This window comes from Mucilaginibacter sp. NFX135 (genome assembly GCF_048565145.1).
Taxonomy (GTDB): domain Bacteria; phylum Bacteroidota; class Bacteroidia; order Sphingobacteriales; family Sphingobacteriaceae; genus Mucilaginibacter.
In genome coordinates this window covers 2,051,779-2,068,971 of the sequence record NZ_CP183412.1, presented here as the reverse complement: position 1 = coordinate 2,068,971, position 17,193 = coordinate 2,051,779, and the positions used below count along the sequence as shown (strand labels likewise).

Genomic DNA, 17,193 nt, shown 5'->3' with positions numbered 1-17,193 from the left:
CATAGCAAGTATGCAAGTTTACAAGAAATCATCTGATTATATTGTATACAGGAGAGTACCTTGTTAAGTATTTCGATACTTTATTTTAAAACAACATTGCCAAAATAACAAGTACAGATAACGTACGGGGTTATTTGCCTTTTAGCTGTACCATTACCCTGATGGTTTTTAAAATTATCCCCATATCACTGTTGAAATTGATATTGTTGAGATAGATGAGGTCATAACGGATGCGGCTGTGCATTTGATCCAGATTTTCGGCATAGCCGTAAGATACCTGGCCAATAGAGGTAAGACCGGGTTTAATACGTAACAATTTTTTATAACTGGGCGATTTTTCGATAAGCTGTTCAATAAAATGCTGCCGCTCTGGTCTCGGACCTACTACAGACATTTCGCCTTTAAGCACGTTCCAGAATTGGGGCAGCTCATCCAGCCTCGATTTTCTTAATATCCTACCCCATCCAGTTATGCGCGGATCCCACTCGCTTGATAGCTGCGGACCAGCCTTTTCGGCATTTACATACATACTTCTGAACTTGTATATGGTAAATGGTCGATGATTCCGGCCTATTCTTTCCTGCTTATAAAAAACCGGGCCTTTTGATGTGAGTTTTGTAATTAACATCAATAAAAGGAATACCGGGAAGCCAACAATCATTACACATAACGAAAATATGATATCAAAACTCCGCTTAAAAAATATTACTTTAAAGCTAAGCTCAGGATTGGCAGACAGCTGAATAACCGGAAGGTTTTCATAATTAACTATACTGGCATAGTTATTATTTAATATCAGATCTGACACCAATTTAATTTTAACCGCGTTCTGTTCACCAAAATCAACCAGCTTTTGCAGTAATAATGGGTGAAGGTATTTATAACATACAAATATCTCATCCGGGCTTTTGTCAATCAATTTCTCCATCAAAACCTGTTCAGGAAAGTCCTTTATCATATCCTCCGAAATAAAATCGGTAAAGTAGTAACCGTATTCCGGATGTTTGGAGAATGACCTGATGAGACGATTGGCAATGTCCTGATCTCCTATAACCAGTACATGCCTTCTGTTGTATCCCTTTTTCCGGATATAATCCAGGATAAAGAATATAACTGATCGCTGTATAATAATGAAAAAGAAGAACAGGGAATAAGTGAAAAACATTTCCCAGCGGCTAACCTCGTACAGCTTGAAAAAGTAGATAACCCCGAGAACCACAAGCAGATGATAAAGCAAGGACGATAAAAACCGGTTCAGGTTATCCTTTAATACCAACGGTCTGGAGATAATATAATTTTTGGTAATGGTTGAAACCGATACCCAAACCAAATTAACAAGTAGCGTAAAATTTACAGATTGTATCTGGGATGAGTAGTATGTAAATACCAGCGTATGTGCACACTGTAAAGCAATATTTAATACTATTAAATCACTTATAAAAGTAACGGGCGGTAGAAATTTGGAGTATCGTATTGCCATAGGTATAGTTTTGCAAATATAGCACTTTATCTGTTATATTATTTACATAACGATAAACATTGCGTTTTAATACCAATACGATGATTAAATAAAAAACGCTACACCATAAATTATTTTTTCCACATTTACTTACTATAGTAAAGGCTTTAAACCTGCTTTTTGTTTTGCAATCCGTTATTTTTTTTAAAAAAATCTTCTTTTAAAAACTATTCCCAAAGAATGATTAGGATCCGATCTCTTTTAATATTTATAATTAAATAACAATAAATTAATATCACACCATGATATTAATAGTCTAAAATCAGATTCTTTTGTATGAAAAATTGAATAAAACATAAGACTTTATTTCCAATAAAACTTATGCATTGAAAATTTTCTGAGGAGCCATAATGGCATTTTTTTATAGAGGCCTCCAGCTTTATATCCTAACCATTTGGCACCCAATGAAAATGTGGATTTAAAAACAGCCTTTAAATCATTTTTAAATACATACTTTAATTCCGATTTCATAAATTTAATACCTTCTCCAATAGGTTTCCCATAGGTTTCAATCAACCATTTATTTTGTTCATGAAAAACTCGGGTATCAAAATATCGTTCAAATTCTTCTTTTAGTTTATAACTATGTGAATGATAAACCGTAGCATTGGCTACATATGCTTTTTTAAAGCCTGCTTTTAACATCTTTGCGGCCACGATAGCATCTTCCCCCATAATTGAATCAGATGGGAAGCCCCCTACAGCCATCAATGCACTATGCCTGTATGCAGCAAACGAATTTGAACAGAAAAAAACCTTAAAACCAAGTCGGTCTTTATCATTATAAGAGCGTACATTACTTTGATCCGGATAATTATATAAACGGGCATGGCTTTCCAGTGTTTTAGCATTTTTATGTGGTAATTGTCTGCCATAGGCCATACCTATTTCCGAATCATTAAAGACCTTAACAAGATTTGATATACTGTCCTGCGAAGCTAAAATCGCATCTTGTGTTAAAAAAATGCATATATCAGGTTCATCTGAAAGATCAATAAGCTGTTGCCGGGTTTTACCATGATTAAAATCACTTTTATTAATTTCAACTATCTTAAATCCAAACCTATGTGCCAACGGTATCGTATTATCTGTTGAGCCAGAATCAATAATAACTTTATCAATTAAGTTATATGTTTGGTTGCTAATACTTTCAAGCGTGTTAAGCCAGTGCTGGTCTGCATTTAATGTAGGAATTAAGATGGCAACTTTATAATTCATAATTTATTTGGCCGAATTGTTTGTTGGTTAGAAATGAAATACACATATGGTTGATAGTTCTTGTTAATGATTTGCTTATAGCATAGGATTTATACGTACTTTTTGTAAATTTTGAATGCTATAAATAAAGCTTAAAATTATAGCAAAGGATACCCATCGAAGTCGTTTGCTTAGCAGATGCATTTAAATGCAATTTGTTTATTGAATCAAGCATTTCCAAGTAAGATTTTACTTAAATCACCTATAATTGATTTGGCATTGGAACCAGTAAACAATGAATAATAATTATTCGCAACCATAAAAGGCGTCATGAATTTGGCATCGAAATGGCGTGATTGGTTATAAATAACAAAATGTGCCTTTTTTAAATGGCTAGCCAAATGATAGGGTAAGCTTTCGGCACTTATAATTAAATCATATGATGAAATTAGTGTTATCAGTTCATTAAAACTTGAGTAGTATAAACAGTCATTATTAACTCTATTATTATTTGTAGAAAAATGTGCTACGTTGGTAACAATGCTTTTAAATTCGTTTCTGATCAATTGTACCAGATCAGGGCTTATGCTTTTTATTTCTATCCTGCTATCAGGCAAGATAAGTATTCTCGTTAATTTATCAGGGTCAACCGTATTTATCAGGTCTGCTGACGAATTATCACGAATCAGATTTAAATCCGAAAATAATTTCAACCTTCCTTCATAAGCATTTAGTTTTTTTTTGGGCCAAACTAAATTAGCTCTCGTAAATGCAAGCCTTTTACTACTATAGTCAACAAGGTACCTATCATTATGATTAACAGTAGAAATAAGTATCTTTATGTCATTAATAAGCCTTGTAAAGTTTTTAAAATCTTTTACCTTGTATAATTCAAAAAAGGCTGGCTGATTTTTATAATTATTTGTACTCCGTATCTCAAAAAGGCTTTCTGCATTGATGGCACTGAATATTTCTTTAAAGTAATCAGGCAATATGATAGGAATTTTATTAACAAAGTTATGTTTTACAACTGATGCTGTAATTATAAAATCGCCAAATGATCGTATGGGTAAATAAAATGTATTCATTAACTAAATTATAAACATTGATGCCTTACAATCTGTCCTTTATATTTAATACAAAATAACTTGCATATTAAATTTTATATTGACTGTAATCGGACTTTAATACCTGGACTGAGTAAGGATCACGATTTCAATAATGATGTAGGGCATAATTGTATTCAAAGACACTCTTCATACCGAAACAATTTTTAACCTTTGAAACCACTTTTTTTAACTCTGTTTAAACTGGTTTTTTATAGAATACTCATTAACAGCGCTTCCATACTTTTAAGATTACAAATAATATTATCGGCTTTCAATATTGAAGATTAATTTTTACATAAATTATTGTTTATTATGATACGTTACAATACTACTGCCAGTTAATTCCTTGTTTTTTGTTTTACCTGCCATTATAATTGTATAGAACAACACAAAGGCTGGAAGAGAATAAATAGAAAGGAAATAAAAATTCGTAAATACAACGGCAATATTGCTAAACACAAACTGAATTAAAAAGAATGAGACATAGCCGCTCTCATTTGCACGTAGGGTATTAATGATTCTTTTGACTTTTTTTACAATATAGCCCGTAAAGACGCCGGAAAAAAATGGAACCAAGGCTACTCCAATCCATCCAAAGCTTACGTAGCCCCAAAGTGAAACAGGTAATCTTAAGCCGCCTGACGCTACTTCGGAAATATCATTACTGCTATTTAAAATGGTTAATGTATATACAGAGGGGTTCCAGGGAAAGTTAAAGGGTATAAGCCCCCCAAAAAAAGTTAAACCGTATGAGTAGTGGCTGCCAGAATCTAAAAATGCACTTAAAAATGATAATTGATCAGTTATATCTGGTGCTCCCATAGCTACGGCTTCAAAAAACCCGACATTTGCGGCATCGCCAAAAAAACTGTCAGGAAAGGCCAACCCGAGTAAATAGTATACGCCACTTCCCAATATATAGGATGAGAACACTATTATCAAATATATCCAAAACGGTCCATTGTTCTTTTTCAAAGCGACAAATATGGAAATAGCTACCAAAAATCCCGATAAAATTGGCCCTCTATTTAAACTTACGGCAATTAGTAGAATGCCCGATAAAACCAAAATAACGCTCTTGAGATTAAAGTTTATAAAAAGTTCCAATATTCGTAAAGGCATTAAGAATTCAAGTAATTGTCTTGCCGTTCTGTATAAAAATGCAACCCTTTCATAGGGGGCTTGATATTCGCCCTTAAAAAATTTGGCCATAAAAGGATTGGCTGCAAACAACGGAACAAAACCCATCAAAATATAACTTATGATAATACCACCAAGGGCCGCAACGTATATAATAGATGATACCTTTCTAATCTTTTGTATACCGTGTTCATTATCATGTACCGTGCTTAAAAAGCGAAATTGTAGTAAGGTATTAACAGCTATGAGCGTTTTTATTCGATACCCTAATAGCATACCGCTAAGATAGGTGAAACACCCCAAAAGGTTAATTATTACATATAGGCGTATTACATCAGGTGTTGAATAATCATCATATTTAATTACAAAAGCTGGAACCAGGTAAGCAACAAAACACAACCCCAATACAGAATGATTGAAAATGTTTTTTTTGCTGAACCATATTAGATATGTTCCTACCAGGAAAACACTAAGGCTAATACCTATGGCAAATTCTGTAAACATTCTTTGTTCATCTAACTATTTAACAATTTCACAAATGATGTTATAACTTTTTCCCAATTAAAATTATCTACTCTTTTATAACCACGGTCAACATAATATTCCCTATTTGATTTAACTTCTGATATAGCATTTAGCCAATCATTAACATCCCATGAATTTACAGTTATTCCCACACCTTGTACAACTTCAATCATTGCGGAGTTATGCGAGCAAACAACGGGACAGCCACAAGCCATTGCTTCAAGCAATGGTAGTCCCAGGCCTTCATTAAATGAAGTTGTTAAATAAAGTGCAGCATTTTTATATAACGCTATTAAATGATCAGTATCAATATTGCTAATAACCCTTACATTGTTTTTCGGATAGTCCTCGGCATTAAGAATACTCGATATTTTATTTTCTGCATTGCCCCATCCTTTACCGCCTAAAATTATTAAATCAAATTGATTTGATAGTTTTTTAAAAACCGTAAGCAGAAATGGTATGTTTTTTCTTGGTTCAATGGTCCCAACAAATATAATATAGGGCTTCACACTGTTTTTTACTGCTGCTGCATTTGTAGTGTTATATTTAGCCAACGCTAATTTAAAATCAATATTTAAGCCTGCGCCTACGAAGATTGGCTTTGTATCGGTTTGAGAATGATAGTAATTCAATAACTCTCGTTTGGTGTAATTCGAGTTACACCATATTATGGCGGCCTTCTTTATCGAATATTTGAATAAGATAATCAATTGGATTTTATTCAAAAAAGACATTGTTGCCGGCCAGGTTTTGAAAACTAAATCATGTACAAAAATTATTTTTTTTACCTTTTTATTTGCGAAGAATGGATAAAGTAGCGTATTAGGAGCGATAAAATAATCGGGGTTTAGATTGTTTATCATTCTATTAAGCTGAAACAGTGACCAAAATAAGCTCTTACTATTAAGAAGAGACGGGCGACTAATAATAAATTTGATATTATCTTCAACTAAAACACCTTTCAACAGGGGGTGAATTTCGGCGCGTAGCAAAACATAAATATTCCATGATGGACATTGAATTGCCAATTGTTTAATAATCGAGATTACAATAAATGTTACTCCCGACGGTTTTCTGGATAAACGGACCCCATCCACTGCTATTCTCATACTTCACACCATCATGCAAACTATTATGATTGTTAAACCAATCATCACAGTTACTAAAATATAATCTATTTGTTTTTTAAAATAAATGTTTGCTTTTCAAACCTGTTATATATTGAAAAGAAACGCATCATCAGGTAATACTTTTCTATGCCAAATAAAAACTTGAAAATACGGAGTAGTTTAAAAACTTTATTGAATATTGGAGGCTGACTGCCATATGTTTTCTTTAGAGTTTTGAATTTGCCTTCTTTATCAAATAGCATTGCTTTATTTCTTACCAATAATTGGTAATACGAATTTTCATTAGTTGTTGAAAAAAGATCATGGAAAATGTGACCTTCTTCTACTAATCCTCTAAATAATCGTCTATGATATTTTAAAATGCTATTTCCGTTATCAAATTCATTGTATTTGTAACTTAATTGACTTAGCCTGTTCAAATCATTATTTTTCAGACATTCAACATAAGCTTCAAACAAGGCCCTATATTCAGGAATAATTGACAGGGTATACTTTGTTTGTTTTTTACACACAGCTTCAACATTGTGTGCCTCTAAGCCCGAAAAATGCAGGATCACTAAGGGGTAATCTTCATCCACAAAATAGTCGTTATTTACTTTGCTAAGTTTTCTCTCATGAAAATTCCAAAATGCAAGGTTAATCCCAGGATGTCTTAATATTAATACTTCGCGAGTATATAACGATGGCAGAAAATCCATCCATCTTTGGTCAACATGTAATGCATCTTCCTTGTCGGCGTAACACTGGTTACTTAACTTCTCAATCCACCAATTAGTTATATGATTACCTGTCACTGAGTTTTTTATAGCAAAAAAGCCGAGGTTGTATATGCCAACAAATAATAACTCCTCTTCTGATGTAGCTCCGGTATACTTTATATAGGGCTTTAATAAATGTGGTGTTAAAACAGCATCATAATCATTCAAATGATCAAATATAAAATTAAGGCTGCTGTAAACAACCATGTCTGGATCTATGTAAAGTACTTTATCATACCCCTCGTTAAAAAGCTTACTAATGAAATAAGGCTTGATAGATGTGCTAAACTCAATAACGTCGTATTGAAAAGCCATTTTTTCAAATCCCACTATTCCGATATCTTTTGATTCGATAACTTTATAATCACAATTTAAATCGTTTCCATCCAATTCGTCAGATAGTAAAATAAAAAAATCACATTCAGGATGGAATTTCTTTGCAGAATCGGCCAGTGTTTTTGCATGAGCCATGTAATTTTTAGCGCAAATTGTAAATATTGCATTTTTCATTCAATAGTTTTTATGAGTTTAGCTGGGTTCCCACCGATCAATGAGTTTTCAGGGAAGCTTTTGGTAACTACAGCATTGGCACCAATAATAGAATTTTTCCCTATTGTAACATTAGACAATATGGCAACTCCTTCTCCAATCCATACATTATCTTCAATTATTACAGGTCCTTTTGATACAACCTTTCTTGCGGAAGGCGGAGTTTCAAGCGCCAAAGTGTTAATTTCACCGTGGGAGTGGTCAGTGATAAAAACCTTACTTGCTATCAATACGTTATTGCCAATTTCGATATTATTTATACACGCGATATGACAATCAAAATTGATACTAACGTTAGCCCCAATATTAACAATCGGTGTATAAGAATTATCCAAATGCTTATCAAAAGCCTCAAGCCTTAAACGAGAAAAACAACTAAAATTATTATCAATAGAAATAAATTTCAATCCAACATGGTTCATGGGATATTGTACAGAAAAATTTTCACCTACTTTTTTTAATGATGATTTGATCCAACCAGAATAAATAGCATTTTTAACTAAGTCAAAAAACCAAAATAGTTTCTTTGTTAAAAGAAATGAAGCTATGTACCCAACGGAAGAAGCTATGTTTATAACTGCTTTTTTTAACATATTATTTTAGTTTCATTTCAATAATGCAAAAAAACGTTTTTTTGCATTTTTAAGAAAAGCTCTTTTATATGCCAATATAATCATCTGATAATAACAGAGTTCGGAATAATATACTTTTATTGAGGCCTTGATACCTGATAAATCAAATGTGTATTGGTTGATTGCCACTTTGGTGTTATAGTACCATACCACAAGGAAATTCTTGAACAGATCTTGTTTAATATGATTGAAAGTATGCTGGGTAATTTGATTTTTCTTTAGGCAATCTTCAACCATACTTAAATATTGAACAGCAAAGGCATTGAATAGATTATATCCCCCTTTTTTATTAACCTCGTAGTTGTTGAATAATAATATATCATTGATGACGAATGACCTTTTTTCATGTTGAAATAAGAATAATGATGTATGTGGGAATACTTCATTTAGATCCATTTTTGAATAAACATTAAAATCTTCTTTCCAAATAGCAAAACCGGTACTCCAGGTATTCAAAAAAGACAAATCGTAAATAAATGAATCAAATGAATCATATCTGGCTATATCATTTCGCCTTCGCTCGTAGTTAGAAAAAAAGATTAAAGGTTTTTTTTCTGCTTCAGTCTTGACAAATGATATAATTTCGGCTAAAGCTCCTTTTTTTAATATTGTATAATCATTGTGAAGCTTTAGAAATAGTCCCTTTCCCATTTTTAAAGCATTTATTGAATTTAAAAAACCTTCCACATTGGTTTTTTCATAAACAATATTAGGATGCCGTTTATATGCATTCAACATTTGGGGTAATAATTCGTCGGTTGAATTATCCGAAATCACGACTTCAAATTCATCGTAATTACCCTCGTAATCCGAATAAATACTGTCTAATGTATTTTTCAAAATTTCTAACCTACCCTTAGTGGGAATACATATAGAAAGGCAAATACTCATCTTTTATTTTTAATGATATCAATTTATTTTTGAACATACTTTTTTCTCCCAACAAGCAATGTAACGAGCTGAAGGATAGTAAAAATAATAATCGCAGCGTTGAAAGAATGATAAAATTTTAAACATACAAGGAAAGTTACCAGTGTTAACAAGCCATTAGCAACCGATAAAAATAAATAGGGTTCTGATTTATATGCCCTTAAATAAACTGCCCAATTGCCAAATAACAACTTTGCAAACTCTGATATCAGAACAATAGCTGTAACCCATACCGGTAAAAATTTAATGCTTAAATTAAATAAATTAACTTGTAAAACTATCAATACTATAGCTGAACATAGAAGGAAGAAAAACAAGCTGCTTTTATTCAGGGATCTAAAAAGATTTTTAGCTTCATTTTTTTTGCCTAACGAAATGTTCATATTAAGTTCTGGTATCTTATTCGATACCCAGGAATACGACATTTGCAAAATTGCGGAGGTTGAGGTAAAGGTAATCCCTACCTTTCCAGCCATAACCGGTCCTAAGAAATATAGGGTTACAGGTGTTACGAAATTAAAAACAAAGTATCCGGCTATCCAACTAATAGAATAACGCATCTGTAAACTATAAACCTCTTTACCCCAGTTGAATTTATTGATTATGGGGTACGAATAAACCTGGGAAAAAAAATGATAGTATTTACTAAAGAAAAACGAAAATGAAACTGCACAAAGCATTAAACTACTAATAGTTAGCGCCCAAATACCGCCTCCACTAATTAATACTACCCATATAGTTATTGTACTTACAATATTAGCGTACAAATTAATTTGAAGTACATGTTTAACCTTATTGATCCCTTGTATAATGGACGAAAGCAAAGAGGTGAAAAGGGTAAGTCCTCCTGAAACAGCATAAATGATCCAAACTGTAATTAAGTGAGTGTTATACAATGCATTTTTAAAAAATATAAAACCTACTAATAAAACGATGAGCACACCTATAGGTATGATTATTAGATATCTGTTTATGCAAAATTTTATTAAACCAATAAACTTTTCAAGTTTTAAACTATCTCCAGATACTGTATTATCTTCATTCAACTGTAAATGAGCAAATTCATGGCTAACGTACTGAATGACTATAGAAGTAAATCCTAACTCGGCAAATACAGTAAGAGCAGCCATACTTAAGAACGTATACCAATAGCCTTGATATTCTGGGCTCAGATATCTGGTAATAAATATAACCGATAAAGGTGTTTTGATTACACTCCAAGCCTTTGAACCTATTGACAAGTATACGGTAGAATCTAAATTAAGAAATTGTTTTATCTTATAAAGGTAAAATGTATAACTGCTCTTTTCTTTAACCATTGCTTTTTATTGAGAACCTAACTTACTTCTGATTTAAATTTATATGGCCCGCCGCTATCAGTTTGAAGTTGGCCCCCTGCATAAGCAATAATAATGTTTGATTTATTCATTTTTTGATTTTCCAAGTTGTATTAAATGCCAGTTGATTGGTGGGTTTCTTTAATTAAAGAAGGAATAACAATAATTTGCTATTCTGTTGAAGTTGTAATTAATTCCCAAATAGCTTTTTAGTGGCTAATACTAACGAAGTCAAGAAAGCGCCCAAAAACAAACCAATAATAGCTGCTGCTATTTTACCTATTTTAGTTACAACAAGTGGTAATACAGGATTATCTATTACTTGTATTAAAGGAGCCTCCTGCCTAAGTGTGATTTTAGACAATTCTAAGTTCTTAACTATTTCTGCATAAATAGCTGAGCTTGCCTGCACATCTATCTGCTTTCGCTGAGATGGTACTTTAAGAATAGTTTGCAATGGATTGGCATTAGGAATAGCATCAATAGATGAAGCTACGCCACCTAAACTGTTATTTAAAACATTTTTTACACTATCGGCCTGGCGCTGAAGGATATTTACATTAGTTAATGTTTTTTTTGTTTTAGTTTTAATATAAAAGTCATTTACTGTTGTAACTAGTTTATCGTTAAACTCTTTCGCAAAGATTTCATCAACAAACGAAATATCAACTTCTATAATAGTTAGTTTTTTATCTGGCTTACTTATTTTTAATACCTTTTTATTAATGGTTTTGGCTATATCAGTTATAATACTATCCTGCTTTCGGCTAAAGCTACCTGATGCCCCTTGGAAATTGATAGTATCTATATCATCTTGTTTCCACTTCCTTCTAAGCCCTAATACCTTGATATACCTGTCAATTAATAACTGTTTATTATTGTTAACTGTTATTTCGCTTAGAAGCACTTTCTCGATCATATTTCTGGACTTGTAAAGCTCCATAATATTATCGCCCTGAAAAACGCCACCCCCACCTGTAGCTCCACCCAGATCTATACCTGCCAGCGAAGCAAGCCCAGCAACCTGACTTAGGCCCCCTCCAGCCTTACCTTCATCTAAAACAAATGTGCATGTGGCCGTATAAACAGGTTTCTTTATAAAGGCATAGGTAAGCCCCAAGGCTCCGCCTAAAACACCAAAGACAGCAATAATTAATATCTTGGTTTTAAGATATTTGACAACTAACTTGTATTTCAACAGAACATCCTTTAAAGATAATTCATCAGGCTCAGTTGTTTCAGGTTTATCCATTTAGTATCCGATAAAGTGGTGAAAATTCAATAAACAACAGCTTATTTGTTCAAACTAACTATTCCAAAAATAATTGCACCTAAGGAGGCCAATCCTGTTGCTAATCCAATAAAATTCTGTATTCCGCCGCCTTTTGGTTCAGGCTTTTTAGGTACATATATTTCAGATCCGGGTTTTACAACGGGGTGATTGTTAAAGAACAGGAATTTACGTGTTCCTTTTACCGTACCGTTAGGGTAAACAACGTATGCACCTCTTCTTAATGACCGCGGCGAATAACCACCCGCATTGTAAATATAATCATTAAAAGATTTTGAATTATTGTAAACCACGGCGCTTGGGTATAATACCTCGCCGTTAACACGTACCACCTGTTGCTGTTTAGGCACACGCAGCACATCACCATCTTCCAGCAAAAGATCACTTTTTGAACCCGGAGATTTTAAAATATTGGTAAGATCTATCCCCACATAATTATTCCGCTGTTGTGCGTCATTATTAACACCGGTAGAGTCACTATAGGTTCTTTTAAGCCTGTTCAATTGCTCGCTTCGTTCACGGGCTATAGCAGCCGTATCTGATTTATTTTTGTCGATACCTAAGATGGCTATGTAATTCCTTTTTAATGATCCGCCGTCTGCATCTGCTGAGGCGGTTAAGCCGCCGGCTCTCGCAACCAGGTCAGATATTTTTTCATTTTTATTTTTAATAGTATAAGACCCCGGATATAGAACTTCGCCCTCTACGTGCACGATCTTCTGTTTCTCAAACCCTGGTAAATTATAAACCGATACAATATCATAAGGTTTTAACACAAAACCAGTATCGATTGCGCTTAAAGGGCCATCTATATTAACGCTATATACTTGTGCAACCGCACTATTTCTTGATGATGGATCGCCGTTGTTTATTCTCCTGGCCACTTCAATCCTGTTAGTGCTGGCGCCTTCGGCAAAACCACCCGCCTTTTGAATCAGATCGGCTACTGTTTGATGCTCTGCATAAGCAAATACACCCGGTTTCCGCACCGAGCCATTAATAGTAACCTGGTATATATCGCGCAAATCAAAAATTGACGATATAGTTATGATATCCTCACGCTGTAAAGCAATAGAAGACTTTTTACTAATGATATCCTTTACGTTAAATGAAATAAGCTCCGTTGTATTATCGGGTTTTAACCTGATAATATTTCCACGTTCCATAAAAGCGTCTTCTTTTAATCCAGACGCTTTCTCAATCAGCTGTGCCAGTGTTAACCCATTCTGCAGTTCATACTCTCCGGGCCTGAAAACCGCTCCATTAATAACCACCCGGTTTTCAAAGCGGCTTAAAACCGATTCTACTGTATACTTGTCGCCCCTTAATGGTATGTAATTTTTATAATCCGCTTCCAAAACATCAGTTAAACGATGTTGCTGATCGCTCACCTGCATTACCTTAATACGTGCTGTATAGGCACTATCCGTAAAACCACCGGCAAAATCAATTACATTTTGCAGGTTCTCACCTGGCAGAACCTCAAACAGTGCAGGTATTTTAATCTGTCCGGCCATTTCAACGCGTGTTCTGTAGGTAGGTACCCTCACAATATCCTGATCCTGCAAGGTTATATTATCTTTTTGACTTCCCTTAACCAAAAAATCATAAACATCCAGATGCCTGATCATACGATTGTTCCTGATGATTTCTATCTGCCTTAAACTGCCTATACGGTTTGGGCCGCCCGCGGCATAAAGTGCATTAAAAACAGTAGACAATGATGATAAAGTATATGTACCCGGTTTGGTCACTTGCCCTACCATGATCACTTTAATACTACGAATGTTACCTAACGTAATCTGTACATTTGTACCTCGCCCTATAGCATAATTACTGGCTTGCAGCCTGCCCTTTATAGTGGCTGATGCTTGCTCAATAGTTTTACCGCCAACGTTAACTATCCCTACTCCCGGAATATTAATATTACCATCGGGCGAGACGTCCAGTTTCCAGTTTACCTGAGAGTTTCCGTACACATTAATAACAAGCTGGTCTTCAGGACCAACAATATAGTTCAAAGGTGTGGCTATTTTTAAATTGGGTTCAAACTTTAAACTTTTGTTTTGGAATATATCCAAACCAAATATTTTGGGGCCAGGATAATTAACGTTCAGAATTGGTTTTGCGTTCTCAAGCGAGTCGACCCTATAATTTAAGCTTCGTTTGCCAGATACACTACTATCAGCGCTATTGGTCAGCCCCACGCCCCCACTTTTTCTGATCAGATCAACACGGGCCTGCAATTTCTGGATCTGAGCATCAGGCATACCCCGTCCGCGAGCTTGTTGAATCAAATCATCATCACTCAATCCGGAACTTTGGGCTTGCTGCATTAACTGCTTTATCTGCTGATCACTTAAAGCATCAACGTTGATAGTAGAGAGGTTTTGGGGATTAATACTGGTTTGAGCAGCCGCATGGTTAATTACCCCGCAACAAAACGCAACAATAAACAGAAATATAAGAAAGTTAGTTTTAATCATATTTGAAAAATATCGGAGCCTAAAATCCTGCAATAAATTAATTTAGGTTTTTTGCAAAGGTAAATCAATTTGCTATTGAAGACAGCCGTAAAATTTTATATTATTTAATATATCCTTATCGTTTTATTAATCACGCATTTAAACCAACCATATCCTCGATAAAAGGGAACCAGTATTTTTATTCTCTATCCCTTACCTGGAATTTGATGCTTGATTTTTTCAATAATTGAAGTTGACGAATAGCCTTTCACAAAATCGATGGTTTTTACCTCACCGCCATTGGCCAGTACTTCCTTGCTTCCCACAATATTCTCAACAGAATAATCGGCACCTTTTACCAGGATATTAGGCAATAAAGTACTGATGAGGTTAAGCGGCGTATCTTCTTCAAAAACTACAATGGCATCAACAAAAAACATGGCGGCCAATATAGCGGCCCGGCTATTTTGATCATTAACCGGCCGGCTTTCGCCTTTGATACGCCTAACTGAACTATCTGCATTAAGACCAATGATGAGCTTTTCGCCAAGTTCTGCTGCTTTAGCCAGATAAGTGATATGACCAATATGCAGCAGATCAAATACGCCATTGGTAAAAACAACTTTTTGACCCATACTTTGCCAGCTTTGTACTTGTGCTTTAAGCAAAGGAATGGTAGTTATTTTGTCTACTAATGTCTTTTCAAGGTTGATCCTCATCTGTTTGTTTTTATTGTCTCTATACGATTCAATTTATGATTATGCTGAAAATATACTATTCAAACAAGGCATCAACTGATTGACAAAGAATATGCCCTATCAGTATATGCATTTCTTGTATCCGTGCGGTTACATTTGATGGTATAACGATATTCAGATCGCATATACCGTTCATTTTTCCGCCGTCGCGCCCAGATAATCCTAATGTTTTGCAATTAAATTTTGCGGCGGTTTCAAAGGCGTTAAGTATGCCCTGGCTATTGCCGCTGGTTGATATACCTATAAACAAATCACCCTTCTGTGCAAAAGCCTCTACCTGGCGCGAAAATACATGATTGTAGCCGTAATCATTAGCTATGGCCGTAAGCGCCGATGTATCAACCGTTAAAGCTATACCTGGCAAAGCTCTTCGTTCTTTAACAAATCTTCCGCTTAACTCGGCAGCAATATGCTGGGCATCTGCAGCGCTGCCACCATTACCGGCCAGTAAAACCTTATTGCCACTTTTTATGGTATCCGATATCATTTTACAAGCTTGCTCAATATCTCCAGTAAGTGTATCTATTACTTTTTGCGTTGTATGCTGATGATCCTTTAATGCTTCTAAAATCATTATTGTTTATGTTAGTTGCAATATGTTGTACTTATACAACTTATTGTCCTTTCCTTTATTATTTGTTTTAGTATAAAGCTTAGCTTTCCCTTTTCATATCAAGAATGATCTCATCAATGGTTGTTGTGGCGCTCCCTACCTGGCGTATTACTATAGCAGCGGCATGGTTAGCCAGTTCGCCAGCTTCCTCAATACTTAAACCCGCTGCAATAAAATAAGCCATCGTAGCCAGCACTGTATCGCCGGCACCTGTAACATCAAATACTTCTGTGGCTTTTACCGGTAATAACTTATATCCTGATTCACTTAATATCAGCATGCCTTCTTCTGAGAGTGTTACAACCAAATAAGCAGCTCCTGTTTGTTTTAAAATAATTTTTGCCGCGTGTTGCAGGCTTTCCAGGGAATCAACCTTTTCAAGCTGGGCCGCTTCAGCCAGTTCCTTACGATTGGGTTTGATGATATATGCACCTTTGTATTTGTCGTAATTTAATCCCTTGGGATCAATGATCACTCTTTTACCATAACGTGTAGCTTCCTGGATTAGTTTTTGGGTAAGAGACGGGGAAAACAAACCCTTATTATAGTCTGACAGGACTACAATATCAGCTTCTTCAAAGTGACTAACCAATTCATTAAGCAGCTTATCAGCAATAGCCTCAGATACTGCATCGGTAATTTCACGATCTATCCGAACCAGTTGATGGCTGCCCGCAAGCACCCGGGTTTTAACGGTAGTAGGCCGAAATTCATCTTTAATTATAGTATGTGTTTGTACCCCTTCGCTGCTAAGTATCTCTATTAACTGAGCACCCGCAGTGTCATTACCTATTACGCCGGCAACAGCCACTTGCGCACCTAAAGCTACCAGGTTTTGTACAACGTTACCCGCACCTCCCAGGGTAACCGACTCATTTTTCACATTTACAATAGGCACAGGTGCTTCTGGCGATAATCGGGATGCGCTGCCGGTAATATAATGATCAATCATCAGATCACCGATAACGAGTATATTTGGTTTATGGGTAGACGATTGTATAGAATATATCTTGTTTATCATTTATTTAAAATTCGCAGACCGTTAACTATTAATAACCATTTATTAACAGTTTGTTTTAATAATGTAGTATTATTAAAAGTTGGTAAAAATTTCGCAAAGATAATTTTTTAAGGCTATTTTTTTGAGCTAATAATATTTCGGCAGTCATTCATCTGATTTTTAAAAACATGTTAGTTACACTACGTAACGTAAAAACAAAACATAACATATTATTTT

14 protein-coding genes are annotated in these 17,193 nt (G+C 34.7%); all 14 read right to left on the bottom strand.

Annotated elements, in window-relative coordinates; all coding sequences use genetic code 11:
• Positions 1-130: 130 nt before the first annotated feature.
• On the bottom strand, positions 131-1,480 hold the full coding sequence (locus ACNURT_RS08940) for a sugar transferase (protein ID WP_419701432.1): 1,350 nt from the start codon (positions 1,478-1,480) through the stop codon (positions 131-133).
• A 342-nt stretch (positions 1,481-1,822) separates the two neighbouring features.
• Positions 1,823-2,737 (bottom strand): glycosyltransferase, encoded by a 915-nt coding sequence (locus ACNURT_RS08935; RefSeq protein ID WP_370994763.1) that lies wholly within the window; start codon positions 2,735-2,737, stop codon positions 1,823-1,825.
• Positions 2,738-2,943: 206 nt separating this feature from the next.
• Complete coding sequence (locus tag ACNURT_RS08930; RefSeq protein WP_419701431.1) at positions 2,944-3,804, bottom strand: hypothetical protein; 861 nt, start codon at positions 3,802-3,804, stop codon at positions 2,944-2,946.
• Positions 3,805-4,125: 321 nt separating this feature from the next.
• The gene (locus tag ACNURT_RS08925) at positions 4,126-5,469 is read right to left on the bottom strand and encodes an O-antigen polymerase (protein ID WP_419701430.1); all 1,344 of its coding nucleotides are present in this window, start codon (positions 5,467-5,469) and stop codon (positions 4,126-4,128) included.
• Between the two features lie 11 nt (positions 5,470-5,480).
• On the bottom strand, positions 5,481-6,602 hold the full coding sequence (locus ACNURT_RS08920; RefSeq protein ID WP_370994766.1) for a glycosyltransferase family 4 protein: 1,122 nt from the start codon (positions 6,600-6,602) through the stop codon (positions 5,481-5,483).
• Between the two features lie 65 nt (positions 6,603-6,667).
• Positions 6,668-7,891, bottom strand: coding sequence for a hypothetical protein (locus tag ACNURT_RS08915; protein WP_370994767.1), 1,224 nt, complete (start codon positions 7,889-7,891; stop codon positions 6,668-6,670).
• Positions 7,888-8,523 (bottom strand): DapH/DapD/GlmU-related protein, encoded by a 636-nt coding sequence (locus ACNURT_RS08910; protein WP_370994769.1) that lies wholly within the window; start codon positions 8,521-8,523, stop codon positions 7,888-7,890. The genes ACNURT_RS08915 and ACNURT_RS08910 overlap by 4 nt, the downstream gene beginning before the upstream one ends.
• A gap of 12 nt (positions 8,524-8,535) precedes the next feature.
• Positions 8,536-9,453 (bottom strand): glycosyltransferase family 2 protein, encoded by a 918-nt coding sequence (locus ACNURT_RS08905; RefSeq protein WP_419701429.1) that lies wholly within the window; start codon positions 9,451-9,453, stop codon positions 8,536-8,538.
• A 23-nt stretch (positions 9,454-9,476) separates the two neighbouring features.
• Positions 9,477-10,811 carry a hypothetical protein gene (locus ACNURT_RS08900; RefSeq protein ID WP_370994771.1) on the bottom strand — a complete coding sequence of 445 codons (1,335 nt, stop codon included), beginning with the start codon at positions 10,809-10,811 and terminating at the stop codon, positions 9,477-9,479.
• A 208-nt stretch (positions 10,812-11,019) separates the two neighbouring features.
• The gene (locus ACNURT_RS08895; RefSeq protein ID WP_419701428.1) at positions 11,020-12,081 is read right to left on the bottom strand and encodes a Wzz/FepE/Etk N-terminal domain-containing protein; all 1,062 of its coding nucleotides are present in this window, start codon (positions 12,079-12,081) and stop codon (positions 11,020-11,022) included.
• Positions 12,082-12,122: 41 nt separating this feature from the next.
• The gene (locus tag ACNURT_RS08890) at positions 12,123-14,606 is read right to left on the bottom strand and encodes an SLBB domain-containing protein (protein ID WP_419701427.1); all 2,484 of its coding nucleotides are present in this window, start codon (positions 14,604-14,606) and stop codon (positions 12,123-12,125) included.
• 185 nt (positions 14,607-14,791) lie between these two features.
• On the bottom strand, positions 14,792-15,304 hold the full coding sequence (rfaE2, locus tag ACNURT_RS08885; RefSeq protein WP_419701426.1) for a D-glycero-beta-D-manno-heptose 1-phosphate adenylyltransferase: 513 nt from the start codon (positions 15,302-15,304) through the stop codon (positions 14,792-14,794).
• Between the two features lie 55 nt (positions 15,305-15,359).
• Positions 15,360-15,917 carry a D-sedoheptulose 7-phosphate isomerase gene (locus ACNURT_RS08880; RefSeq protein WP_419701425.1) on the bottom strand — a complete coding sequence of 186 codons (558 nt, stop codon included), beginning with the start codon at positions 15,915-15,917 and terminating at the stop codon, positions 15,360-15,362.
• A gap of 79 nt (positions 15,918-15,996) precedes the next feature.
• The gene (gene rfaE1, locus ACNURT_RS08875; RefSeq protein WP_419701424.1) at positions 15,997-16,977 is read right to left on the bottom strand and encodes a D-glycero-beta-D-manno-heptose-7-phosphate kinase; all 981 of its coding nucleotides are present in this window, start codon (positions 16,975-16,977) and stop codon (positions 15,997-15,999) included.
• Positions 16,978-17,193 lie beyond the last annotated feature (216 nt).

Coding starts and splice junctions, on each gene's coding strand:
- ACNURT_RS08940 (WP_419701432.1), bottom strand. CDS start 1,480: ATGGCAATACGATACTCCAAATTTCTACCGCCCGTTACTTTTATAAGT.
- ACNURT_RS08935 (WP_370994763.1), bottom strand. CDS start 2,737: ATGAATTATAAAGTTGCCATCTTAATTCCTACATTAAATGCAGACCAG.
- ACNURT_RS08930 (WP_419701431.1), bottom strand. CDS start 3,804: ATGAATACATTTTATTTACCCATACGATCATTTGGCGATTTTATAATT.
- ACNURT_RS08925 (WP_419701430.1), bottom strand. CDS start 5,469: ATGTTTACAGAATTTGCCATAGGTATTAGCCTTAGTGTTTTCCTGGTA.
- ACNURT_RS08920 (WP_370994766.1), bottom strand. CDS start 6,602: ATGAGAATAGCAGTGGATGGGGTCCGTTTATCCAGAAAACCGTCGGGA.
- ACNURT_RS08915 (WP_370994767.1), bottom strand. CDS start 7,891: ATGAAAAATGCAATATTTACAATTTGCGCTAAAAATTACATGGCTCAT.
- ACNURT_RS08910 (WP_370994769.1), bottom strand. CDS start 8,523: ATGTTAAAAAAAGCAGTTATAAACATAGCTTCTTCCGTTGGGTACATA.
- ACNURT_RS08905 (WP_419701429.1), bottom strand. CDS start 9,453: ATGAGTATTTGCCTTTCTATATGTATTCCCACTAAGGGTAGGTTAGAA.
- ACNURT_RS08900 (WP_370994771.1), bottom strand. CDS start 10,811: ATGGTTAAAGAAAAGAGCAGTTATACATTTTACCTTTATAAGATAAAA.
- ACNURT_RS08895 (WP_419701428.1), bottom strand. CDS start 12,081: ATGGATAAACCTGAAACAACTGAGCCTGATGAATTATCTTTAAAGGAT.
- ACNURT_RS08890 (WP_419701427.1), bottom strand. CDS start 14,606: ATGATTAAAACTAACTTTCTTATATTTCTGTTTATTGTTGCGTTTTGT.
- rfaE2 (WP_419701426.1), bottom strand. CDS start 15,304: ATGAGGATCAACCTTGAAAAGACATTAGTAGACAAAATAACTACCATT.
- ACNURT_RS08880 (WP_419701425.1), bottom strand. CDS start 15,917: ATGATTTTAGAAGCATTAAAGGATCATCAGCATACAACGCAAAAAGTA.
- rfaE1 (WP_419701424.1), bottom strand. CDS start 16,977: ATGATAAACAAGATATATTCTATACAATCGTCTACCCATAAACCAAAT.